Origin of the sequence: Trueperella bernardiae (assembly GCF_030246965.1) — a bacterium.
Taxonomy (GTDB): domain Bacteria; phylum Actinomycetota; class Actinomycetes; order Actinomycetales; family Actinomycetaceae; genus Trueperella; species Trueperella bernardiae.
The window spans coordinates 539,221-563,815 of record NZ_CP127099.1; the positions used below are offsets into that span (position 1 = coordinate 539,221).

General features: G+C 68.1%; 16 protein-coding genes and 1 riboswitch. All 16 genes read left to right on the top strand.

Annotated features, from left to right (window positions below; translation table 11 throughout):
• Nucleotides 1–5: 5 nt before the first annotated feature.
• The 16 genes from QPC17_RS02525 to QPC17_RS02600 all read left to right on the top strand — a co-directional run bounded on the left by QPC17_RS02525 (nt 6) and on the right by QPC17_RS02600 (nt 24,593).
• Nucleotides 6–9,035, top strand: a complete 9,030-nt coding sequence (locus QPC17_RS02525) for a type I polyketide synthase (protein ID WP_285347433.1) — start codon at nt 6–8, stop codon at nt 9,033–9,035.
• Entirely contained in the window at nt 9,028–9,450 is a 423-nt protein-coding gene (gene acpS / locus QPC17_RS02530) for a holo-ACP synthase AcpS (protein ID WP_068538482.1), read from the top strand. The genes QPC17_RS02525 and acpS overlap by 8 nt, the downstream gene beginning before the upstream one ends.
• Nucleotides 9,447–10,034: a biotin transporter BioY gene (locus QPC17_RS02535; protein WP_062613911.1), complete on the top strand. Its 588-nt coding sequence runs from the start codon at nt 9,447–9,449 to the stop codon at nt 10,032–10,034. The genes acpS and QPC17_RS02535 overlap by 4 nt, the downstream gene beginning before the upstream one ends.
• 71 nt (nt 10,035–10,105) lie before the next feature.
• Nucleotides 10,106–10,951: a formyltetrahydrofolate deformylase gene (purU, locus tag QPC17_RS02540; protein WP_062613912.1), complete on the top strand. Its 846-nt coding sequence runs from the start codon at nt 10,106–10,108 to the stop codon at nt 10,949–10,951.
• A 144-nt stretch (nt 10,952–11,095) separates the two neighbouring features.
• A riboswitch (ZMP/ZTP riboswitch) is annotated at nt 11,096–11,178 on the top strand.
• A gap of 37 nt (nt 11,179–11,215) precedes the next feature.
• Nucleotides 11,216–12,502, top strand: coding sequence for a serine hydroxymethyltransferase (gene glyA / locus QPC17_RS02545; RefSeq protein WP_068538480.1), 1,287 nt, complete (start codon nt 11,216–11,218; stop codon nt 12,500–12,502).
• Entirely contained in the window at nt 12,499–13,383 is an 885-nt protein-coding gene (locus QPC17_RS02550; RefSeq protein ID WP_068538479.1) for a tetrahydrofolate dehydrogenase/cyclohydrolase catalytic domain-containing protein, read from the top strand. Before glyA ends, QPC17_RS02550 begins: the two co-directional genes overlap by 4 nt.
• Before the next feature lie 105 nt (nt 13,384–13,488).
• Nucleotides 13,489–14,322 (top strand): exodeoxyribonuclease III, encoded by an 834-nt coding sequence (locus QPC17_RS02555; RefSeq protein ID WP_068538478.1) that lies wholly within the window; start codon nt 13,489–13,491, stop codon nt 14,320–14,322.
• An 8-nt stretch (nt 14,323–14,330) separates the two neighbouring features.
• Nucleotides 14,331–15,596 carry a YihY/virulence factor BrkB family protein gene (locus QPC17_RS02560; protein WP_285347434.1) on the top strand — a complete coding sequence of 422 codons (1,266 nt, stop codon included), beginning with the start codon at nt 14,331–14,333 and terminating at the stop codon, nt 15,594–15,596.
• On the top strand, nt 15,593–16,669 hold the full coding sequence (locus QPC17_RS02565) for a mannose-1-phosphate guanylyltransferase (RefSeq protein WP_070447275.1): 1,077 nt from the start codon (nt 15,593–15,595) through the stop codon (nt 16,667–16,669). The genes QPC17_RS02560 and QPC17_RS02565 overlap by 4 nt, the downstream gene beginning before the upstream one ends.
• A gap of 174 nt (nt 16,670–16,843) precedes the next feature.
• Nucleotides 16,844–17,926 (top strand): BMP family lipoprotein, encoded by a 1,083-nt coding sequence (locus QPC17_RS02570; RefSeq protein WP_062613918.1) that lies wholly within the window; start codon nt 16,844–16,846, stop codon nt 17,924–17,926.
• 78 nt (nt 17,927–18,004) lie between these two features.
• Nucleotides 18,005–19,546, top strand: coding sequence for an ABC transporter ATP-binding protein (locus QPC17_RS02575; protein ID WP_062613919.1), 1,542 nt, complete (start codon nt 18,005–18,007; stop codon nt 19,544–19,546).
• Nucleotides 19,547–20,857 carry an ABC transporter permease gene (locus tag QPC17_RS02580; protein WP_285347435.1) on the top strand — a complete coding sequence of 437 codons (1,311 nt, stop codon included), beginning with the start codon at nt 19,547–19,549 and terminating at the stop codon, nt 20,855–20,857.
• Nucleotides 20,854–22,164 (top strand): ABC transporter permease, encoded by a 1,311-nt coding sequence (locus QPC17_RS02585; protein ID WP_068538475.1) that lies wholly within the window; start codon nt 20,854–20,856, stop codon nt 22,162–22,164. The genes QPC17_RS02580 and QPC17_RS02585 overlap by 4 nt, the downstream gene beginning before the upstream one ends.
• The gene (locus QPC17_RS02590) at nt 22,161–22,601 is read left to right on the top strand and encodes a cytidine deaminase (RefSeq protein ID WP_062613921.1); all 441 of its coding nucleotides are present in this window, start codon (nt 22,161–22,163) and stop codon (nt 22,599–22,601) included. Before QPC17_RS02585 ends, QPC17_RS02590 begins: the two co-directional genes overlap by 4 nt.
• 1 nt (nt 22,602) lies before the next feature.
• Nucleotides 22,603–23,889, top strand: coding sequence for a thymidine phosphorylase (locus tag QPC17_RS02595; protein ID WP_062613922.1), 1,287 nt, complete (start codon nt 22,603–22,605; stop codon nt 23,887–23,889).
• Nucleotides 23,886–24,593: a hypothetical protein gene (locus tag QPC17_RS02600; protein ID WP_062613923.1), complete on the top strand. Its 708-nt coding sequence runs from the start codon at nt 23,886–23,888 to the stop codon at nt 24,591–24,593. Before QPC17_RS02595 ends, QPC17_RS02600 begins: the two co-directional genes overlap by 4 nt.
• The last annotated feature ends 2 nt before the right edge of the window (nt 24,594–24,595 follow it).

Sequence of the window (24,595 nt, forward strand, 5' to 3'; positions counted from 1 at the left end):
GAAACATGTACGAGATTCATGACCCCTACGTCCTCCAGTTCGCCGGCCAGGCCACCCCGTGGCGTGCCGCCCTCGCCGAGGCGGCCGAGGATCCGGCGATCCGCGACACCCTCGAGCGGCTTCAGGCCCGCGCCGAGGAGCTGCTGGCCTCGGTGTTGCCCGAGCTGACCCGCATCTGCGCCGGCCCGCTCGACCTGCTGGCCACCACCTCGGGCGAGGCCTTCGCCTCCGTGCCCGGCATCTTGCTGGCCCAGTATGGTTCCTACCTCGACCTCCCGCTCGGCGCGCAGCCGCAGGCGGTGGTTGGCCACTCGCAGGGCGTGCTCGCCGTTCACATGCTCGCCTCCGAGCACAAGGCCCACGTCCTCGCCCTGGCCCGCCTGATTGGCGCCGCGGCCACCCAGGCCACCCGTGCTGAGGGTGCCTCCCGCTTCGGCGAGCTCACCCCGATGTTGGCCGTGCGCGACGTGCCCGAGCGTGTGCTGTCCGAGGTGGCCGCCCGTCACGGCGCCCAGATCGCCATCCGCAACACGGCCACCTCCTTCACCCTGGCCGGCTTGCCCGCCTCGCTTGAGGCAGTGCGCCGCGACCTCGACGCCCTCGCCAGTGCCGAGGCCAAGGCTCGCACCGAGAAGACGATCGGCGGCGCTGCCCTGACCCCGATCACCGAGTTCCTCGACGTCTCCGCGCCCTTCCACTCCGCCCTGCTCGCGCCCGCGCTCGAGCAGGTGCTCGCCTGGGTGCGGGCCTGCGGCTGGGCCGAGGATGCCACCGATCCCATCGACATGCACGACGTCGAGCGCCTGGCCGCCGCCGTCCTCACCGACCGCCTTGACTGGGACAGTGTCTTTGCCGAGGCAACTAAGGGCGTTGGCTGGGTGGTCGACCTTGGCCCCGGCACGGGCCTGGCCCGAATCACGCGGGACAACGTGCGTGGGCGGGGCATCGGCGTCGTGAACGCGGGCTCTGCTGACGCGCGCGACGCGCTTGCCACGAAGGATGCCTGGGTGCCGGGAGAGGACTGGTCCGCGTTCGCCCCGAAGCTCGCCATGATCGACGACGGGCGCGTGGTGGTCGACACCCGCTTCACGCGCCTGACCGGCCGTGCCCCCGTGCTGCTCGCCGGCATGACCCCCACCACCGTGGAACCCGAGATCGTGGCCGCCGCCGCGAACGCCGGATACTGGGTGGAGATGGCTGGAGGCGGGCAGGTCACGGAGGAGGTCTTCGAGAAGAACCTCGCCGGGCTGGTTGCCGGGCTCGAGGAGGGCCGCACCGCCCAGTTCAACGCGATGTTCATGGACCGCTACCTGTGGAACCTCCAGTTCGGCACCCAGCACATCGTCTCCCGTAACCGCCAAAGTGGAGCCCCGCTGGACGGGGTCGTGATCTCGGCCGGCATTCCCGAGACCGAGGAGGGCGTGGAGCTGGTCGAGCGCCTGCGCGGCGAAGGATTTACGTACGTGGCCTTCAAGCCCGGCACGATCGGGCAGATCCGCCAGGTGCTGAAGATCGCCCGCGCCACCACCGCCCCGATCCTCATCATGGTCGAGGACGGGCACGCCGGAGGCCACCACTCGTGGGAGGACCTCGATCAGCTGCTGCTCGACACCTATGCCGAGATCCGCGCGCAGGACAACACGGTGCTCATCGTGGGCGGCGGTCTGGGCGTGCCCGAACGCGCCGCAGGCTTCCTCACCGGCACGTGGGCGCTCGAGCATGGCCCGGTGCCCATGCCCGTGGACGCGATCATGATCGGCACTGCCGCGATGACCGCGCGTGAGGCCAAGACCAACGACGACGTCAAGCAGCTCCTCGTCGACACCGCCGGCGTTCCCGTGGATCGCAACGCCGGATGGGTGGGCCAGGGCGCCGTGGACGGTGGGGTGACCTCCGGCCTGTCGCACCTGTTGGCGGACATGTATGAGATCGAGAACTCCGCCTCGCGCGCCGCCCGGCTTATCGTGGAGGTTGCCTCCGACCCCGAGGCGCTCGTCACCCGCCGCGCCGAGATCATCGGGGCGATCGACGCCACCGCCAAGCCTTACTTCGGCGACCTGGAGGACATGACGTACGCCGAGGTGCTGCGCCGCTTCGCCGAGCTGTCCTACCCGTTCACCGACCCGTCGTGGGCCCAGCGCTTCTTCGAGCTGGCCCAGCGCGTGGAGGCCCGCCTCTCGCCCCAGGACTCCGGCGAGCTCGTGTCGATGTTCGATAGCGTGGAGGCGGTCGCCGACCCGGCCGCGGCCATCGACAAGATTGTGGCCGCCTACCCCGACGCCGAGCGCGTGGAGGTCACCACCTTCGATGCGGCCTGGTTCGTGGAGCTGTGCCGCAAGTACCCCAAGCCGGTGCCCTTCGTGTCGATCATTGACGCCGATCTGTTGCGCTCGTGGGGCACGGACGGCCTGTGGCAGTCCCACGATCCGCGCTACACCGCCGATCAGGTGCGCATCATCCCCGGCCCGGTGTCGGTGGCCGGCATCACCACGGTCAACGAGCCCGTGGCCACGATCCTCGCCCGCTACGAGGACGCCACGATTGAGGCGCTCGGGGGCGAGGCGGGTGAGCGCCGCTTCTCGCGCGCGTTTGCCACGGTGGAGGACTACCTGCGCGGGGCGGAGAACATCTCCTGGCACGGCCATGTCATCACCAACCCCGCCCGCGTGGTCGAGAACTACGACATCGTGGCCACCGACGCCGGCTATGACATGGTCATCCACCTCGACACACTGTGGGATGGCAGCGGGGTCCGCCAGCACGCCGTGCGCGAGTTGCGCGTGCCGTTCCGCATCCCGGCCGGCGCCTCGACCGGCGCGATCCCGGTGGTCGACGACGAGCGGCTGCCCGCGGCCATGTTCGCTCTCCTCGCGGTCACGGCCGGTGTGGGGGCGCAGAACGTGCTGGGCGACCACATCGGCGAGCTGCCCGCCATCACCGACTCGGCTGATTCACAGTTCGGCGAGGCCCACTACCGCTTCTCCTTGCGCCCCGAACTTGGTGCCCTGCACGCCGGCGTCACTGCCGACCTGCCCGGCTACAAGCTCGCGCCGATCGTGCCCTCGGCGGTGCTTGGCATGTGTTGGCCCTCTATCTACGCCGCCCTCGGCTCGGCTTTCGTGGGGGACTACCCCGTCATCGAGGGCCTGCTCAACGCGGTCCACCTCGACCACACCGAGGACCTCGATACCGATCGGCTCGCGGGCCTTGACCACCTTGACGCGCGCTCGCGTTGCACGTCGCTGACCGAGTCGAGCTCGGGCCGGGTTGTTGTCGTCGAAACCGAGCTCAGCCACGACGGGGAGCGGGTGGGCGCGTTCACCGAGCGCTTCGCGATCCGCGGGCGAGTGTTCGGCACGAACCTGCCCGCCGACCCGCCGTACGCGGGCGAGGTGGAGCGCGAGATCCGCGACACGCCGCGCTCGCTGCTGCGCCGCGTCACCGTGACCGCGCCGGCGGACATGACGCCGTTTGCAATGGTTTCGGGCGACTATAACCCCATCCACACCTCCTACCGGGCCGCGAAGGTGGCCGGCATGGACGCGCCGCTCGTGCACGGGATGTGGCTGTGCGCCGCGGCCCAGCACGCGGTCAGCGCCACGGGCGAGGACGGCAAGCGCTGGCACATCGCCGGGTGGACCTACCGCATGTACGGCACCGTGGACCTGAACGACGAGGTGGAGATCAGCGTGGAGCGCGTGGGGGTGGTTGACGCCGGCGGGCTCATCCTCGAGGTGACCTGCCGCGTGAACAAGAACGTGGTCTCCGTCGCCTCGGCCCACGTCACCCCGGCCGTCACCGCCTACGTCTACCCGGGCCAGGGAGTGCAGAGCCAGGGCATGACGCTCGACGAGCGCGCCACCTCGCCCGCCGCCCGCGACGTGTGGGAGCGCGCCGATGCCCACACCCGCTCCGCGCTCGGCTTCTCGATCCTGACAATCGTGCGCGACAACCCCACCGAGATCATCGCCGGCGGCGTGGCCTACCGCCACCCGCAGGGCGTGCTCAACCTGACCCAGTTCACTCAGGTGGCACTCGCGACCGTTGCCTTCGCCCAGAGCGAGCGCCTGCGCGAGGCCGGCGTGCTTGTGGAGGGCGCCTACCTTGCGGGCCACTCGCTTGGCGAGTACAACGCCCTGTCCGCCTACGCCGGCATCTTCCCGCTCGAGACCGTCATCGAGATCGTCTTCCACCGCGGCTCGACCATGCACAACCTCGTGCCGCGCGATGCCGAGGGCCGCTCGAACTACCAGATGGCCGCTCTGCGCCCCAACCAGTTCGGGGTGGGCGACGCCGACGTGGCCGCCTACGTCGCCTCGATCGCCGAGGCGAGCGGGGAGTTCATCGAGATCGTCAACTACAACTTGGCCGGCGAACAGTACTCGATCGCCGGCACGGTGGCGGGCCTGGCCGCGCTCGCGGCCGACGCCGAACGCCGAACCGAGGAGGCCGGCGGGCGCAGGCCCTTCATGCTCGTGCCCGGCATCGACGTACCGTTCCACTCCAGTGTGCTGCGCGGCGGGGTGGCGGACTTCCGCGAGCTCCTGCAGGGCCTCCTGCCGGAGCAGATCGACCCGGCGGTGCTCGTGGGGCGCTACATCCCCAACCTCGTGGCCCGCCCCTTCGAGCTGACCGCCGACTTCCTTGACTCTATCCTCGAGGTGGTGCCTGCCGACTCGGTGCGGGCTCTGCGCGAGCGCTGGGACGACGTCGACCTCGCCTCCGAGGCGGGGACGATCACGCGCGAGCTTTTGGTCGAGCTCCTGGCCTGGCAGTTCGCCTCCCCGGTGCGCTGGATCGAAACCCAGGACTACCTCTTTACCCCGCGCCCGGACGGGGCCGGCGTGGAGAGCTTCGTGGAGGTCGGCCTTGGGGCCGCACCGACGCTGGCTAACCTCGCCGCCAAGACCCTCGCCCAGCCGCGCCACGCCTCGGCCTCCGTGGCGGTGGCCAACGTCCAGCGCGATGCCGCCCCCGTCTACTTCACCGACCAAGCGGTCGCGGCCGAGCCCGAAGCGGCAGATGAGATCGCGGAGGCACAGGCGCAGGCTGGCGAGGCCCCCGCAACGCAGGTCCTCGTGGCTCCCGAGCCGACCCAGCCCGCACCCGAACCGCACGCCGCACCCGCGCAGGTAGGTGCGGCCACGGCGTCGCCGGAGGACCTGGCGTTCGCGGCGGCGGACGCGATTACGGTGCTGCTGGCGGAGTCGAACAAGATCAACCTCGACCAGGTGGGTGCGGCCGACACGGTGGAGTCGCTGACGAACGGCGTGTCCTCCAAGCGCAACCAGGTGCTCATGGACATGTCCGCCGAACTCGGCCTCACGGCCATCGACGGTGCGGCGGACGCGAGCGTGGCCGAGCTGTCGGCCACGGTCAACAAGCTCGCCCACAACTACAAGCCCTTCGGGCCCGTCCTGTCCGATGCGATCGGCGACAGGTTGCGCAAGCTGTTTGGCGCGGCCGGCGTCAAGCCCGACCGTGTGGGCGCCCGCGTCCGCGAGGCATGGGCGCTTGGCCACGGCTGGGGTGCGTGGACCACCGCGGTGCTACTGCTCGAGACCCGCGAGGGCAAGTCCGCCCGCGGCGGGGAGCTGGCCGGTCTGCCCGGTTCACCCGCCACGGCCGCCGAGGTCGACTCCCTCATCGACGCCGCCGTGGAACGCGTGGGCGCCCTGCGCGGGGTGAACGTGGTCAAGCCGAGCGCAGGCGGGGCGAGCGGCGGGGTCGTGGATTCCGCGGCACTCGACGCCTTCTCCTCCCACATCACCACCATCCTCGCCGACAACGCCCGCGACCTGCTGGCCCGCCTCGGCGACGCCGCCCCCGTTGCGGCTAACGAGGCCAGCGACGAGGCCGTGGTGGAGGCCGTGAGCGCCGAGCTCGGCGCGAACTGGGTATCCCAGGTGGCGCCCGCCTTCGACGCGAAGAAGGCCGTGCTCCTCAACGACCGTTGGGCGAGTGCCCGCGAGGACCTCGCCCGATTCGCGGCCGGCGCCGCCGAGCTTCCCGCCGAGGCCACTTTCGTGGGCACTGGTGCCGAGGTGGCCCGCCAGGCCGAGTACTACGCGGACATCGCTGCGTCCGACGCCGACCGCGTGCGTCTGCTCCAGGTGGCGACCGCCGCGCGTGACGAGAGCGCCGGGGAGTTCTCCGGCAAGGTCGCGGTGGTCACGGGCATGACGCCGGAGTCTATCGGCGGCGGCGTCGTGGCACGCCTGCTCGCCGGCGGCGCGACCGTCATCGCCACCGCCTCCCGCGTGGACCAGGCGCGCCTACTCGCCGGGCGCAAGATCTACCGCGAGAACGCGCGCGGGGACGCGGCCCTGTGGCTCGTGCCCGCCAACCTCGCCTCCTACCGCGACATCGACGCGCTCGTGGACTGGATCGGAAACCCCGTGCGCGAGACCGTGGGTGGGGCGACCGTGGAGAAGAAGTCCGCGATGATCCCCGACCTCCTCTTCCCGTTCGCCGCGCCGCGCGTGTTCGGCATGATGAGCGACGCCGGGGGCGCGGCTGAGATCCAGACCCGCCTCATGCTGTGGGGCGTGGAGCGCTTGCTCACCGGGCTCGCCGCCATCGGCGCGGACACCGTGGTGGGCCACCGCCTCCACGCCGTGTTGCCCGGCTCGCCCAACCGCGGAACCTTCGGCGGCGACGGCGCCTACGGCGAGGTCAAGGCAGCCTTCGACGCCGTGGTGAACAAGTGGCACGTGGAGCCGTGGGCGCAGCGCGTGAGCCTGGCCCATGCCCGCATCGGGTGGGTGCGCGGCACCGGCCTCATGGGCGGCAACGACCCGCTGGTCGCGGCCGTGGAGGAGCGCGGCGTGCGCACGTGGTCCACCTCCGAGATCGCGGGCGAGCTGATCGCCCTTGCCACCGACGACGCGCGGGAGCGCGCGGCGAGCGCTCCGATCGACGCCGACCTCACCGGCGGTCTGTCGAACATCAACCTCGCCGAGCTCACCCGCCAGATCGAGGCCGCGCCCGCGGCCGCGACTAGCTCCGAGCGCCAGGGCGGCACCATTTCGGCACTGCCGCGCCCGCAGGTGGTGGGCCTGCCCGAGTACGCCGATGTGTGGGGCAGTGGCACCGCCCGCCCCGAGGACACGATCGTCATCGTGGGGGTTGGCGAGGTGGGCCCGTGGGGCTCGGCCCGCACCCGCCACGCCGCCGAGCTCGGCATCAGGGCCGACGGCGACGTGGACCTCACCGCTGCGGGCGTGCTCGAACTGGCGTGGATGACCGGTCTGCTCACCTGGCACGAATCGCCGAAGGCCGGCTGGTACGATGCCGAAGACAACCTGGTGCCCGAGGAGGAGATCTTCGAGCGCTACCGGGACGAGGTGGTGGCCCGCTCCGGCATCCGCCGCCTCACCGACGACGGCCCGATTCAGGCCGGCGGCACGGTGGACATGGTGACCGTCTTCCTCGACAAGCCCGTCACCTTCACGGTGGCCACCGAGGCCGAGGCACGCGCCTACGAGGCGGCCGACCCGCAGTTCACGCAGGTCGCAGCCCCGCAACCGGGAGAGTCGGAGTGGTCGGTGACCCGCATCAAGGGCGCCACCGCGCTCGTACCGCGCAAGACCACCCTGTCCCGCTTCGTGGCCGGCCAGCTGCCCACTGACTTCGACCCCACCCGCTGGGGCATCCCGCAGTCGATGGTGGAATCGGTGGACAAGATGGCGGTGTGGAACCTGCTGACCACGGTCGACGCCTTCATCTCCGCCGGCTTCACCCCGGCCGAGCTGCTGGCCCACATTCACCCCACCGAGGTCGGCTCCACTCAGGGCACCGGTTTTGGCGGAATGAGCTCGATGCGCAAGCTGTTCGTGGAGCGCTTCCGCGGGGAGGATATCCCGCAGGACATCCTGCAAGAGACCCTGCCGAACGTGGTTGCCGCACACACCATGCAGACCTACGTGGGCGGCTACGGCGCCATGGTCCAGCCGGTGGCGGCGTGCGCCTCGGCCGCTGTCTCACTCGAGGATGGCGTGGACAAGATCGCAGCCGGCAAGGCGAAGTTCGTGGTCACCGGCGCGGTGGATGACCTGTCGGTGGAGTCCCTCGAGGGCTTCGGCTTCATGAACGCCACCGCGGACTCCGCCTCGCTCGAGGCCCAGGGGATCGCCGACCGCTTCTTCTCCCGCGCCGGCGACCTGCGCCGCGGCGGCTTCGTGGAAGCCATGGGCGGCGGCACCGTGCTCATCGCCCGCGGCGACCTCGCCCTCGAGATGGGCCTGCCCGTCTACGGCGTGGTCGGCTACGTCCAGACCTTCGCCGACGGAGCCCACACCTCCATCCCCGCTCCCGGGCTCGGCGCGCTCGCGGCCGGACTCGGCGGACGGGATTCCCGCCTGGCCCGCCAGCTCGAGGCACTCGGGGCGAGCGTGGACGACGTCGCAGTGCTGTCCAAGCACGACACCTCCACGAACGCCAACGATCCCAACGAGGCCGAGCTCCACGTTCGCCTCGCCCGGGCGCTCGGGCGCAGCGCGGGCAATCCGCTGCACGTCATCTCACAAAAGACGCTGACCGGGCACTCGAAGGGTGGCGCGGCACTCTTCCAGATCGCGGGCCTGACCGAGGTGCTCGCCACCGGCGTGGTGCCGGGCAATCGTTCGCTAGACAACCTCGACCCGGTCTTTGCTGAGGACCCCTTCCTCGTGTGGCTCCGCGAGCCACTCGACCTCGGCAAGCGGGGCCAGATCAAGGCGGCGATGGCTACCTCGCTCGGATTTGGCCACGTGTCCTCTCTCCTGGCGATCCTTCACCCGGGCGCCTTCGAGGCTGCGATTCGGCGGGCGCACGGTTGCCAGGCCGCCGATGCGTGGCGCGCTCAGGCGGAGGCTCGCCTCAAGGCCGGCGCCCGCCACCTCGAGCAGGGCATGGTGGGCAATCGGGCCCTGTTCGAGCCGATCGCCTCGCGTCGCTTCGGCGCGGAGCGTCCCGGCTACGACCCGCACGAGGTAGAGGCAGCGATGCTCCTCGACCCGGCGGCCCGCCTTGGCGAGGATGGGCTCTATGCCTAGCGGGCTGGGGGTGGACCTGGTCCACATCCCCACGTTTGCCGAGCAGCTCGCCGCGCCGGGCACGCACATGGCCCAGGTCTTCTCCGGGGCCGAGATGCGCGGAGCCCGGCGGCGGGCGGCGGCTACCGGCGCCGACGTCGCCCACCACCTCGCCGCCCGCTGGGCCGGCAAGGAGGCCTTCATCAAGGCCTGGTCCTCGACGCTCGTCGGCCGTCCGCCCCTGATCGCGGAACAGGACGTCAACCTCACCGAGATCCAGGTCCTCTCCGACCCCTACCACCGCCCCTACATTGCCCTCACCAGCGCCATCAAGGAGGCCTTCGGGGATACCGACATCCTCCTGTCCCTGTCCCACGACGGCGACTACGCCATCGCCGTCTGCCAGATATCAACCAAAAATAAGGAATACTCATGACTCAGAACTCATCAACCGTCCCCGCCAGCTCCGCCCCCGCTGCCTCCGCCGGCGCGCGCACAACCAAGGCGGGAATTGCCCGCAACGCCCTGGCCATCGGCGCCGGAGTGGTCGTGCTCGCGATCGCCGCCCAGCTCGCCATCCCGTTCAAGCCGGTGCCGGTCACCATGCAGACTCTCGCAGTGGTGCTCGTGGGCTGGGCCCTCGGCGGCGGGCGCAGCCTCGCGGCCGTCAGCATCTACGGCGCGATGGGCGTGGCCGGCCTGCCGATCCTCTCCGCCGGAACGGCGGGCATCTCCCCGTCCACCGGCTACCTGCTCGGTTTCATCGTGTCGGCCGCCTTCGTGGGCTGGATGCAGTCGCGCCAGCCCCTGGCCGGTCTGCGCGCCCTGGCGGTCTTCGCCGTGGCGCTCGCCATGCCGTACATCCCAGGCCTCATCTGGCTCTCGGCCTTCACGGGCATGGGCGCGCCCTGGTCAGCCCAGGTGCTCGCCGCTGGCATGACACCGTTCATTCCCGGCGACATCCTGAAGCTCGTGGCTGCCGCCGCGGTGGCCACCGGCGCCACGGCCCTGCGCCGCTAAGAGCAGCGCGGGGGCCGTCCGAGCTTCGGCCGGATTGCGCCCCCGCGCCCGCTTTGTCCTATCCTGTTGCAATGACTGAGGACCTCATCCTGACCGTAAAGTGCCCCGACAAGCCGGGCATCACCTACGCCATCACCGGGTTGCTCGCCTCCGTGGGCGGCAACATCATGGAATCCCAGCAGTTCAATGACCCCGAGTCGGGATACTTCTTCGTCCGCATCCGGGCGCGCGTGCCCGGCGGAAAGGCCACGATTGAGGCGGCGTTCGCCCAGCTCGCGGCCAACCACCAGATGACCTACCAGCTGTCGGAGGCTGACGCGCCCCTGCGCACCCTGGTCATGGTCACGAAGGACGCTCACTGCCTGTCCGACCTCCTGTCGAAAAACCGCGAAGGGCTCCTGCCCATCGACATCGTGGGCGTGGTGGGTAACCACACCACTCTCCAGCCGCTGGCCGACTTCTACAACAAGCGTTTCATCCACATCCCGATCAGCGCCGAGACGAAGGCGGAGGCCGAGGCCGAGCTACTCCAGCTCATCGAGGACGAGGGCGTGGAACTGGTGGTGCTCGCCCGCTACATGCAGATCCTGTCCTCGGAGCTGTGCGAGCGCCTGGCCGGCAACGTCATCAACATCCACCACTCCTTCCTTCCCTCCTTCAAGGGGGCCCGCCCCTACCAGCAGGCCTTCTCGCGCGGGGTCAAGCTCATCGGCGCCACCGCCCACTACGTCACCTCCGACCTGGACGAGGGCCCGATCATCGAGCAGGACGTGGTGCGCGTGGCTCACGACGACGACGAGCGCGAGCTTCGCGCCAAGGGCGCTGAGGTCGAGCGCCAGGTGCTTTCCCGGGCGGTCAAGTGGCACGCCGAGCATCGCATCCTCATGAACGGCAACCGCACCGTTATCTTCTCCTAAACGTCTGGTGGGCGACGCCGGCCGCGCACCATCGCCCGCCGCGCCGGGGACGCGGGCCCACGGCTCGGGCGTCGTTCGCGCTCTAAGACGGTAAGTCTCACAGCTCGTACCGCCCGGTCGGCAAGAAGAAGGGCTGGGGTAGACTGGGCGGGTCGCGACTGGCGTAGGTGGTCACCACCGGGGAGCGGCACAGAATTGACCGCGGGTCGTTCGCCTGGGCACGTGGTCGCATAGGGCCTACGGGCCAGATATGGGGAGATTCTGATGACCGACCTTTTCAACCAGTCGCTGCGCGACCTCGACCCGGACATCGCGAAGGTTCTTGATGATGAGCTGAACCGCCAGCGCGAACAGCTCGAGATGATCGCCTCCGAAAACTTCGTGCCCCGCGCCGTGCTCCAAGCGCAGGGCTCGGTGCTGACCAACAAGTACGCCGAGGGCTACCCTGGCAAGCGCTACTACGGTGGGTGCGAGTTCGTGGACGTGGCCGAATCGCTCGCGATCGAGCGAGCCAAGGCCGTGTTCGGCGCCGAGTACGCCAACGTCCAGCCGCACTCGGGCGCCCAGGCGAATGCCGCCATCTACCACGCCCTGCTCAAGCCAGGGGAGACGATCATGGGCCTCGAGCTCTCCCACGGCGGCCACCTCACCCACGGGATGAAGATCAACTTCTCGGGCAAGAACTACAACGTGGTCGCCTACGGCGTCTCGCCCGACACGTATCTCATCGACATGGACGACGTGCGGGCCAAGGCCCTCGAGCACAAGCCGAAGCTCATCATCGCCGGCTGGTCGGCCTACCCGCGCCACCTCGACTTCCAGGCCTTCCGCGACATCGCCGACGAGGTCGGCGCCTACCTGTGGGTGGACATGGCGCACTTCGCGGGCCTTGTGGCCGCCGGCCTGCACCCGAACCCGGTGCCCTATGCCGACGTCGTCACCACCACGATCCACAAGACCATCGGCGGGCCCCGCTCCGGCATGATTCTCTCCCGTGACGCGGAGACCTTCGGCCGTAAGCTCAACTCGGCCGTCTTCCCCGGCCAGCAGGGCGGCCCGCTCATGCATGTGGTGGCGGCCAAGGCGATCGCGCTGAAGATCGCGGCCACGGCCGAGTTCAAAGACCGTCAGCGCCGCACGCTCGAGGGCGCGAAGATCCTGGCCGAGCGCCTCGCCCAGCCCGACGTGGCCGAGAAGGGTATCGCGGTGGTCTCCGGTGGCACCGACGTCCACCTCGTGCTGGTGGACCTGCGCGACGCCGAGCTCAACGGCCAGGAGGGGGAGGACCTGCTCCACGAGGTCGGCATCACGGTCAACCGCAACACCGTGCCGTTCGACCCGCGCCCGGCCGCTGTCACCTCCGGCCTGCGCATCGGCACCCCGGCGCTTGCCACCCGCGGCTTTGGCGCGGATGAGTTCCGCGAGGTCGCTGACGTCATCGCCACCGCCCTGCGCGACGGCAAGGATGCGGACGTGGCGGCCCTACGCGCCCGCACTGCCAAGCTCGCCGCCGACTTCCCGCTGTACGAAGGGCTGGACCAGTTCGCATGATCCTCATGGACGGAAAGGCCACGGCGGCCTCGATCAAGGAAGAGGTCGCCGCGCGCACGGCCGCCCTGCGCGAGCGCGGAGTTGTGCTCGGGCTGGGCACGATCCTCGTAGGGGATGACCCGGGGTCGAAGATCTACGTGGACGCCAAGCACCGCGACTGCGCCGAAGTCGGCATCCAGTCGCTGCGCATCGAGCTACCACGGGAGGCCAACACCGAGGACGTGCTCGCCGCCGTCGAGCACTTCAACCAGGCCTCGGCCGTCACCGGCTTCATCGTCCAGCTCCCGCTGCCCCCGCAGTGCGACACGGAGCGGATCGTGGAGGCGATGGCGCCGGCGAAGGACGTGGACGGGCTGAGCCCGCTCAACGTCGGCCGGCTCGCCTCCACCTCGCGCGGCGAGCTGCCCACCCCGATCGCCTGCACTCCGCGCGGCATTGTGGAGCTCGGCCAGCGCCACGGCGTCGAGTGGGCCGGCGCGGTGGTGTGCGTGGTGGGTCAAGGCCAAACTGCCGGCCGCCCGCTCTCCCTCCTGCTCACCCACGAGAAGGTCGGCTCTACGGTCATCGCCTGCCACGTCGGCACCCGCGACCTCGCCCGGCACACCCGGGAGGCCGACGTCGTGGTGGCCGCCGCCGGCGTGGCCGGACTCATCACGCCCGACATGGTCAAGCCCGGATCCGCCGTGTTCGACGTGGGCGTCACCCGAAGGCTCGATCCTGCAACGGGCAAGAACAAGATCATCGGCGACGTCGACCCGGCGGTTCGAGAGGTGGCCGGCTACTTCTCGCCCAACCCGGGCGGGGTGGGGCCGATGACCCGCGCCACTCTCCTGCTCAACGTGGTCGAGGCCGGGGAGAATGCCGCGGCCGGGCGGGTCTAAACGGACGTAACCGGGGGCGCCGGCGTCGTTAGCCACGGGCGTAGCGGCACCGGCCGCCCCTGCGAATGTCGGAGCCAGCCCGTATGCTTGGAGCGAGGAGGTCGCATGCTTGTCGCCACAGTCAACGTCAATGGAATCCGTGCAGCCGCCCGCAAGGGCATGGGGGAGTGGATCGAGGCCGCGGACGCGGACGTCATCTTGCTCCAGGAGGTGCGCGCGCCCGAGGAGCTGGTCGCTGGCCTGATCGGCGATCGCTACCACGTGGTGGAGCAGGCCTCCGCCCTCAAGGGGCGCGCCGGCGTGGCGGTGGCGGTGAAGACCGAGTATGAGCTGGGCGCCGTGCGCCGCGGCCTGCAAGCGGGTTTGGAACCGGACGATGCGGGCGCGCTCGCGGAGCCGGCCGTGGATACTGGGCGCTGGATCGAGGTGGACGTGCCGGAGCTGGGCACCACCTTCGTCTCGGCCTACCTGCATTCGGGGGTGGCGGATAACGCGGAGAAGATGGCGGCCAAGTATTCTCACCTTGACAGGGTGACGTTGCGCTTGGCCGCGCTACGGGCCGAGCGCCCGGCCGACCTCCCGCACGTGCTCGTGGCGGGGGACTTCAACATCGTCCACACCCCGCTCGACATCAAGAACTGGAAGCCCAACCACAACAAGACCGCCGGCGTGCTCGATTCCGAGATCGCCTACCTCGACCGCTGGTTCGCCGACTATGTGGACACGCAGCGGGCGCTGGTGGGCGAGGCGCAGGGCCCATACACGTGGTGGTCCCAGCGCGGCAAGGCCTTCGATAACGACGCCGGGTGGCGCATCGACTACCAGATGACCACCCCGGACCTGGCGGCGCTCGCCGTCGATGCCCGGGTGGATCGGGCCAGCCAGTACGATATGCGCTGGTCGGATCACGCGCCGCTCATCGTTGACTACCAGGACTAAGGAGAGACATGAGCGCGCAGATCCGAGAAAAGAAAAGCCCTCCGCCGGTGGCGGTGCGCAAGGCCATCCGGCTCGTTGAGTGGGTGATGAACCTGCGGATCGTACGGGCCTTCCAGCGCTACGGGGTGGCTCGCGGCGCCCAGCTCTCCGGCGGCATCGCCTACTCGGCGCTGTTCGCGCTGGCCGGAGCGCTCACCATCGGGCTGACCGTCTTCTCCTATACTCTGGGCGGCAATGATCAGCTGCGCGAAAACCTCTTCGCCACGATCGACACGGCTCTGCCCGGCATCCTCAAGACCGAGGCGAACGCGGGCGGCCTGCTCGATCCGAATGACCTGATCGTGGAGGATCCATTCAACCTGGCCTCCCTCGTTGCGCTGCTCGTGTTGTTATGGTCGTCGATCTCGCTCATGGGCGGGTTGCGCATGACGATCCAGTCGATGTTCGGCATCATCATGGTCCCCCGCAATGCCGTGGCCGCCAAGCTGCTCGACCTGTCGGGATTCCTGGTGCTCGGACTTGGGGTGCTGTCCACCACGCTGCTCGTCTCGGTCACCCAGCTCTTTGGGGAGAGGGTCTTCGACTTCCTCGGCATCTCGGGCGGCGCGGGCAACTCCCTCATCACGGCCGGCACCTACGCGGCGGCCTTCGTCATCGACGCCGCCGTGGTCATGTACCTCATCCGCGTCATGTCCGGGGTCAAGACCCCGCTGCGTGACCTGGCACTCGGCGGGGTGACGGCCGCGATCGGATCAGCCGTGCTGAGAACCGCAGGCACGGCCGTGGTGGGTTCGGCGTCGAACAACGCGCTGCTCGCCGGTTTCGCCGCGATCGCCACGCTGCTTCTGTGGATCAACTTCCTCGGTCGGCTCCTGCTCGTTGCGGCGTGCGTGGCGGCCAACCCGCCCGCCCCCGGCAAGCCCACGCCCTCCCAGGTGGAGCACCTGGAGGAGACCCCGAACTATGTCACGGAATCCGTACCCGACACGAAGAGCTGGGCGCATGACCCGCGCTCGGGCATCATCGCCCCCGACCCGCCCGAGCCCACCGCCGAGCAGACCCCGGAGTGGAAGGGCCTGCGCGAACGGCGCGCCCGGAAGCGGATCGAGGCCGCCGAACAGGGCATGCGCGAGGCCGAGGCCGCGCTCGCCAAGGCCCGCCAGGATTATAAGGATGGGGCGTGGGACGCCTTCTACGCCTCCACTCACTACACCACCAATTCGAAGAACGCCGCCGTCAAGAGGGGCGACGTCGTGATTGAGGATGAGCAATGATCCACGCCATCGTTCCCGCCGGCGGTGCCGGCACGCGCCTGTGGCCGCTCTCGCGGCGCAACTACCCGAAGTTCCTCACCGACCTCACGGGGGCCGGGCGCACGCTCATCCAGCAGACCTATGACCGGCTCGCGCCCGTGTCGGAGACCGTGACGGTGGTGACAGGCGTGGCGCACCGCGACGCGGTGGCCGCCCAGCTGCCCGAGTTGGGGGAGGACGCGATCATCGCCGAGCCCTCACCGCGCGATTCCATGGCCGCCATCGCGCTCGCCGCGGCCGTCATCGCCAAGCGTGCGGGGGACGTCGTGATCGGATCGTTCGCCGCGGATCACCTCATTGCCGACGTACCGGCGTTCCATGCGGCGCTCGCGGAGGCCGAGCGAGCCGCCGAGATGGGGTACCTCACCACCATCGGCATCACTCCCGACCACCCGGCCACCGGCTTTGGCTACATCTACGAGGGGGAGGTGCTTGCGGAAGAGGGGACGGCGCGCCACGTGCAGCGCTTCGTGGAAAAGCCCGACGCCGCCACGGCCGCCAAGTATCTCGCCACCGATCAGTACCGGTGGAACGCGGGGATGTTCGTGGTCAAGACCTCGGTGCTGCTCGGCGCGCTCGAGCGCTTCCAGCCGGGGTTGTACGCGGGGATCATGGCGATCGCGGCGGCCTACGACACGGCGGCGGGGCCGGACGTGCTCGCCGAACACTGGCCGGAGCTGAAGAAGATCGCCATCGACCACGCGATCGCCGAGCCGCTGGCCGAGATGGGCGGGGTCGCCGTCGTGCCGGTGGAGATGGGCTGGTCCGACGTCGGCGACTACGCCTCGCTGCGAGAGCTACTGGACGGGAGCGCGCACGTGGCCCCAGGCGGGAGAGCGCAGCCGGTGATCGCGATCGACTCCCCGGGCGCGCTCGTGTACACGCATTCGAAGCCAATTGCCGTACTCGGTTTAGAAAATGCGGTGATTGTCGAGTCGGAAAATGCGATTCTCGTCACTAATATTGCGTGTTCGCAAGAAGTGAAAGCTATCGTAGAGCAGATTTCTGCCGTGGGTATGGACGAAATTCGGTAAAATCCCGGGAACATACATTAGTGCACAGATAGCTAATAACTGTTAAACGGGATTATTGCGAAAAGATTACAGATTCGTCACTGTGCGACAACCGCGCACACGCGCGCTAAAGTTGATGTGATCACTGCACAGGGGTAGTGAAAGTAGCACACGAAGGTTACGAAGGAGTTATCCGTGAGGAATTTCAAGAAGTTTGCGGCCGTCTTGGCCTCAACTGCTCTTGCACTCAGCGCCTGCTCTGGCGGCGGGGACAACGGTTCGGAAGGGGGCAAGTCCAACTTTAAGGCCTGCCTCGTCTCGGACGCCGGCGGTTGGGATGACCGCTCGTTCAACGAATCCGCATACAACGGCCTCATGCAGAGCAAGGAGTCGCTCGGTATCCAGGTCAAGACGGCCGAGTCGTCCTCGGACGCGGATTTCGCGCCGAATGTCGAGGCCATGGTCGCTGACGGCTGCAACATGATCATCGGCGTTGGCTTCCTGCTCGAGCAGCCGCTCCAGGATGCCGCTGCGAACAACCCGGACATCGAGTTCGGCCTGGTCGACTCCTTCTTCACCGACGGCGACGCCACCGTCACGGTTGAGAACGGCCGCCCGCTCGTCTTCAACACCGCCGAGGCCGCCTACCTCGCCGGTTACCTGGCAGCTGGCATGACCAAGACCGGCACGGTCGCCACCTTCGGCGGCCTGCAGATCCCGTCGGTCACCATCTTCATGGACGGCTTCGCCGACGGCGTGGCCAAGTACAACGAGGACATGGGCACCTCCGTCAAGCTTCTCGGCTGGGACAAGGCTTCGCAGGCCGGTGCGTTCACCAACTCCTTCGATGACCAGACTCTCGGCAAGCAGCAGGCCCAGCAGTTCATCGACCAGGGCGCTGACGTCATCATGCCGGTTGCCGGCCCGGTCGGCCTCGGTGCCGCCGCTGCCGCCCAAGAGGCTGGCGACGTCATGTTCATCGGTGTTGACTCCGACTGGTTCAATACCGCTCCCGACTACGCCGACCTCATGCTGACCTCGGTCATGAAGGAGATCGCGGCCTCCGTCGAGGATACGATCAAGGCTGGCTCGGAGGGCACGTTCTCGTCCGATCCGTACGTGGGTACCCTCGAGAACGGTGGCGTGTCCATCGCTCCGTACCACAACTTCGAGGACAAGGTTCCGGCCGAGCTGAAGGATGCGATCATCAAGCTCGAGGAGCAGATCAAGTCTGGCGAGCTCAAGGTTGAGTCTGACGCCTCTCCGAAGAGCAACTAGTCCTGTCTAAGCAACCTGGGGAGGCCCGGCCCGTCCAGGGCCGGGCCTCCCCGTTTACTGTCACAGGAAGGCAGACACGTGAAACTCGAACTGAGAGGGATCACCAAGCGGTTTGGGACCCTCGTGGCGAACGACCACATTGACCTTGTGGTCGAACCAGGCCACATCCATGCGCTTCTCGGTGAGAATGGCGCAGGTAAATCAACGTTGATGAATGTTCTCTACGGCCTCTACGAGCCGAACGAGGGCGAAATTCTTCTGGATGATAAGCCCCAGAAGTTCAACGGTCCCGGCGACGCGGTTGCCGCCGGCATCGGCATGGTCCACCAGCACTTCATGCTCATCCCCGTCTTCACGGTCGCCGAGTCGATCGCGTTGGGATACGAGCCCACGAAGGCCGCGGGCCTCATTGATATCGCCAAGGCGCGCAAGCTCGTCAAGGACGTCTCCGCCCGCTTCGGCTTTGACCTTGACCCGGATGCCAAGATTGAGGATCTCCCTGTTGGCGCGCAGCAGCGCGTGGAGATTGTTAAGGCGCTCTCGCGTGACGCCCGCGTCCTCATCCTCGATGAGCCCACTGCTGTGCTCACCCCGCAGGAGACGGACGAGCTGATGGCGATCATGCGCCAGCTCGCGGACGCCGGTACCTCGATCGTCTTTATTACCCATAAGCTTCGTGAGGTCCGCGCCGTTGCGGACGACATCACGGTCATCCGTCGTGGCAAGGTGGTGGGGGCGGCAGACCCGACCTCCACCGAGGCCGAGCTGGCCACCCTCATGGTGGGTCGCCCGGTCATGATGCAGGTGGAGAAGGAGCCGGCCAAACTGGCCGGCCCGGGCCTGGTGGTTGACAACCTCACCGCGTTCGACTCCGCCGGCACCAGGGTGCTCGACGGCGTGAGCTTCGAGGTGAACAAGGGTGAGGTCGTGGCCATCGCCGGTGTGCAGGGCAACGGCCAGACCGAGCTTGCGGAGACCATCGTCGGCCTGCAGGAGCCTGCGGGCGGCACGATTTCGCTCAACGGCACCGATATCACCGCACACGGCGTGCGTCAGACCATCGAAGACGGCATCGGCCAGATCCCCGAGGATCGCTCCAAGGACGGCGTGATTGCCAGCTTCTCGATCGCCGAGAATCTGGTGCTCGACCAGTACCGTGACAAGCCGTTCTCGGCTGGCGGCGTGCTTCGCCCCAAGGTCATTCACAAGAATTCGCTGGACAAGCAGGAGGAGTACGACATCCGCTTGACCTCGGTCTACGACCCAATCTCCACCCTGTCGGGCGGTAACCAGCAGAAGGTGGTCGTGGCCCGTGAGCTCTCGCGTGACCTTGAGCTGCTGATCGCGAACCAGCCCACCCGCGGCGTGGACGTCGGCTCGATCGAGTTCATCCACAAGCGCATCGTGGAGGTGCGCGACGCGGGCACCCCGGTGCTCCTCGTGTCCTCCGAATTGGATGAGGTGGTGGCGCTCGCTGACAGGATCGTCGTCATGTACCGCGGCCGCGTGATCGGCACCGTCCCCGCTGACACCTCGCGTGACGCGCTCGGCCTCATGATGGCCGGCGTGCCCCAGGAGGAGGCCCTGGCGATGTCGCAGACCCCGAAGGAGGAGCTCTAAATGGCTCAGAATACGACCTCCCCGCGCAAGGCGGGCGTGGGCACCTACATCAAGGGCTTGGCCTACAGGTGCGTGCGCTCCGGCTGGCTCGTGTCGGTGCTCGCGGTGCTCATCGCGTTCGTCATCGGTGGCATTCTTATTGCGCTCACCGGCTCGAACGTGCTTGAGGCCTACTATGCGATGTTCCGCGGCGCGATCTTCGACCCGCAGGGTTCGACCTTCGTTCGCCAGATCAAGCCGATTACCGACTCCTTCTTCTATGCCATCCCGCTCATCATCGGCGGCCTGGGCTTGGCTTTCGGCTTCCGCGCCGGCTTGTTCAACATTGGCGGCGCCGGCCAGCTGATCTTCGGCGCGCTCGGCGCGGCGTGGGTGGGCTTCAACATGTCCTTCCCGCCGGTCATCCACACCCTGATCGCCCTGCTGGCGGGCATCGTGGCCGGCGCGCTGTACGCGGGAATCGCGGGCGTGCTCAAGGCGCGCACGGGCGCGAACGAGGTGATCGTGACGATCATGCTCAACTCGATCGCCACCCTCGCCCTTGGCTACATCCTTTTGCAGCCGGCCTGGCAGGTGCCCGGCTCGTCTTTCCCGAAAACGCCGACCGTGGCCGATTCGGCCGCGCTCAGCCCGTTGCTGCCCGCGCCGTTCAAGCTCCACGCGGGTATCATCATCGCCATCCTGGCCACGATCCTGTTTTGGTGGGTGCTCGAGCGCTCGACCTTCGGTTTCGAGGTCCGCGCGGTGGGCGCCAACCCGAACGCTGCCCGTACCGCGGGCATCTCGGTGGGCAAGGTGACCACGCTGACGATGGTCGTCTCCGGCTCTTTCCTCGGGCTCGCCGGCGCGAACGAGGCGCTCGGCACCATCGGGTACGTCTCGTCGAACGTGGCCGGTACGGTCGGCTTCGACGCGATCACGGTGGCACTCCTTGGCCGCAACAAGCCGCTCGGCACCTTTTTCGCGGGCCTGCTGTTCGGCGCCTTCAAGGCCGGCGGTTACATCATGCAGACCAGGGGCGTGCCGGTTGACATGATCCTCATCTTGCAGTCCATCATCGTTCTCCTCATCGCGGCCCCGGCGCTCGTGCGCTGGATCTTCCGCCTGCCGTCAACGAACACCGTCACGCTGCGCCAGTACATCACGCTGACCGAGCGCGGCATCGACGTGACCGAAGAGAACGCGAATGACCTGGTGGCGGCCGGCGTCGTCACTGAGAGCGTCAAGCCCGTGCGCGACGAGAGCCGGATCAGCGTGGCAGAGGACACCGCGGAAGCGACCGACGAGCTGAACAAGGGAGGCCAGCAATGAGCGTTGACGTTCGCAACGAGGCTCCGCAGGTGGCGGAGAATGAGGAAGTGAAGACTCGCCTGTCGTGGAAGCTTCCGATCACGTACGCGTTGGCGACCCTCCTGTTGGTCTTCTTCGCACTGAACGCCAAGGGTGAGACGATCCTGCGCCTGGGGCACCGTAGCCAGTCCTACACGATGGACGATGCCACGATTGACGCCCCGCTGTTCCTGTGGGTGTTTGCCATCATCGCACTCGCCGGCACCGTCTGGTCGATCCTGTCCACGCTCTCGCGTGGCAAGTACGGCAAGATGGGCCGCACCCTGGACCTGGTGACGATGCTCCTGGTGGGCACCGTGACCATCCTGTCCTTCCTCATCTTCGCGGGCGCCGGTTCGGCGGGCGCGGTCACGCTGACCTCCACCCTGGGTGCGACGGTGGCGATCTCCACCCCGCTCATCTTCGGCGCGATGTCCGGCGTGATCTGTGAGCGCGTGGGCGTGGTCAACATTAACATTGAGGGCCAGCTCCTGGCGGGTGCGTTCGCGGGCGTGATGGCGGCGTCGTTCTTCAAGAACGCTTACATCGGCCTCCTCTTCGCCCCGGTGGCCGGCGCGCTGCTCGGCGCCCTGCTCGCCCTGTTCGCGGTGCGCTACGGCGTGGACCAGATCATCGTGGGCGTGGTGCTCAATGTGCTGGCGCTCGGTCTGACCGCGTTCTTCTACGACACGATCATGACCCAGGACCAGCAGCTGTTCAACACGAACCGCTACTCGCTGAGTGCGATCAAGATCCCGGGCCTGTCCGAGATTCCGGTGATCGGCCCGATGCTGTTCAACCAGACCATCATCGTCTACGTCATGTACGCCGCGGTGATCTTCCTGGCGATCTTCATCTTCCGTTCCCGCTGGGGCCTACGCCTGCGCGCCTGTGGCGAGCATCCGAGGGCCGCGGACACGGTGGGCATCAACGTCAACCGCACCCGCACGCGCAACACGATCCTCGGATCGGCGATGGCCGGCTTCGGTGGCGCCTCGTTCACCATCGGAACGGGCCTGGCGTTCACGGACAACATTTCCGCAGGTAATGGATACATCGCCCTCGCGGCCATGATCCTCGGTAAGTGGCACCCGGTGGGTGCCATGGGCGCGGCCGTCATGTTCGGCTTCGCCCGCGCGGTTGCCCAACTCGTGCCCTCGCTACACAGCGGTATCCCGTCCAACCTGCTCAACATGATCCCTTACATTGTGACCATCATTGCCGTGGCCGGCTTCGTGGGTAAGTCCAAGCCGCCGGCGGCCGAGAATATCCCCTACATGAAATCATGAATATTGACTGGAACGCCTTAAAAGAACTGGCGATTGAAGCAATGCATAGCGCCTACGCGCCGTACTCGGGTTACCCGGTGGGGGCGGCGGGCGTGACCACCGATGGCCGCTATGTCTCCGGTTGCAACGTGGAGAACGCCTCCTACGGCCTGGGCACGTGTGCGGAGAACGGTATGGTTTCCGCGCTCGTCCGCTCGGGCGGGGGTCAGCTCGCGGCGGTGTGGTGTGTGAAGGGCGACGGCGAAACCGCGGTTCCCTGCGGCCGTTGCCGTCAGTTGCTGTACGAATTCGGAGGGCCGGAGCTGCTGGTGTACATGCCCAAGACGGGACCCCAGCCGATGACGTACGTGCTCCCGGAGGCCTTCGGGCCGCGTGACCTCACCGCGTACGGCAGCGAAGACAGCGTTGACATGGCGAAGACGGTTTTTAAGGACTGATATGACGGAACAGTTTGATGTCGTTGACATCATCCGGGCCAAGCGCAACAAGAACAAGTTGACGCTTCCCGAAATCAATTGGACGATTGACGCCTACACCCGTGGCGTGGTGGGCGATGAGCAGATGGCCGCGCTCGCGATGGCGATCTTCCTCAACGGGATGGACCGGGAGGAGATCGCCCAGTGGACCCAGGCAATGATCAACTCGGGTGAGCGGATGGACTTCGCCTCGTTGGGCAAGCCCACCGCGGACAAGCACTCCACGGGCGGCGTGGGGGATAAGATCACCCTGCCGCTAGCCCCGCTCGTGGCTGTCTACGGCGTGGCCGTCCCACAGCTCTCAGGCCGCGGGCTGGGCCACACGGGCGGCACGCTCGACAAGCTCGAGGCCATCCCCGGCTGGCGCGCGGCGCTCAGCAACGACGAGGTCATGACCCAGCTCGCCGGCTGCGGCGCGGTGATCTGCGCGGCGGGCTCCGGCCTGGCGCCGGCGGACAAGAAGCTGTACGCGCTTCGTGACGTGACGGCTACCGTGGACTGCATCCCACTCATCGCCTCCTCGATCATGTCGAAGAAGATCGCCGAGGGCACCGACTCGCTCGTCCTCGACGTCAAGGTCGGCTCGGGCGCCTTCATGAAGGACCTGTCGATGGCCCAGGAGTTGGCCCGCACGATGGTCGACCTCGGTACCGACGCCGGCGTCACCACCACCGCCCTGCTCACCGACATGTCCACCCCGCTCGGCCTCAAGGTGGGCAACGCCCCCGAGATCGCCGAGTCGGTGGAGGTGCTCGCGGGCGGGGGACCGGCCGACGTCGTCGAGCTCACCCTGGCGCTCGCGCGCGAGATGCTCACCGCAGCCGGCCAGCCCGACGCGGACATCGAAGAGGCGCTCAAGGACGGGCGTGCCATGGACAAGTGGCGCGAGATGATCCGTGCCCAGGACGGTGATCCGGACGCCCCGCTCCCGGTGGCCAAGCACTCTCACGACGTGTTGGCCGATGAGGATGGTGTGCTCACCGAGCTCGACGCGCTCGCTGTGGGCGTGGCCTCGTGGCGCTTGGGTGCCGGCCGTGCCTTCAAGGAGGAGCCGGTCCAGCTGGCTGCGGGCATCGAGCTGTACAAGAAGCCGGGCGACACGGTGAAGAAGGGCGAGAAGCTCATGACCTTCCTCACCGACGAAGATGGCCGTATCCCGCGTGCGCTTGAGGCGCTCGAGGGCGGCGTCGTGATCGGCGGAGAGTACAGGCCGCGCGAGTCGGTCGTGCTGGATCGCATCGCCAAGTGAACCTGTCCACTATTCTCGCGCGGCTCGCCCGCCCGGTCGTGACCCCGATCCAGTTCTCCTGGCCCGATGATTTCGTGGCCGAGGACTGGTTCGCCGACGACGCGGCGGGCGAGCCATACGGGGGCCGCCGGCTGGCCCAGTCCACGGGTCAGACCTGTGGCGCCATGGTGGTGCTGGCCGCCGGTATGCTCTTCGACCCGCTCCTGCGCGAGCGTGTGGAGCGCGAGGGGCCGGAGCGTGCCGAAGCTGAGATCTACGCCCAGTTGCGCCGCCGGGCGCTCGGCCCGCTCACCTGGCCGGCCGCCTTCGGCTCGCCGCCGTGGGCGGTGGCCAGGGAGATGACGGCGATCGCCCGGCAGGCGGGCTATGACGTCACCTACGTCAGCACGCCCGTGGATACGGACACCGAACGCGGGCGCGCGATCCTGCAATGGGCGTGGCACGCCGCCGGCGTCGGCCTGCCCGTGCCCCTCTTCACCGGGGGAGACCTCGCCGAGGGCGTGGCACGCGCCGTGCCCCGGCACGTCGTGCTGGCACTGCCGGCCGCCGATGACTCACCTGAACTATCCATCTACGACCCGGGGTCGGGATCCGTGTATCGCGTCCCCATCTTTTCCATGGCGCAGCGGTCAACGCCGCTGCCCGCCTTTGGGCACTGGACACGGCTTGTGTGGGCAGTGCTCCCGCAACCTATGAAGGAGTAAAC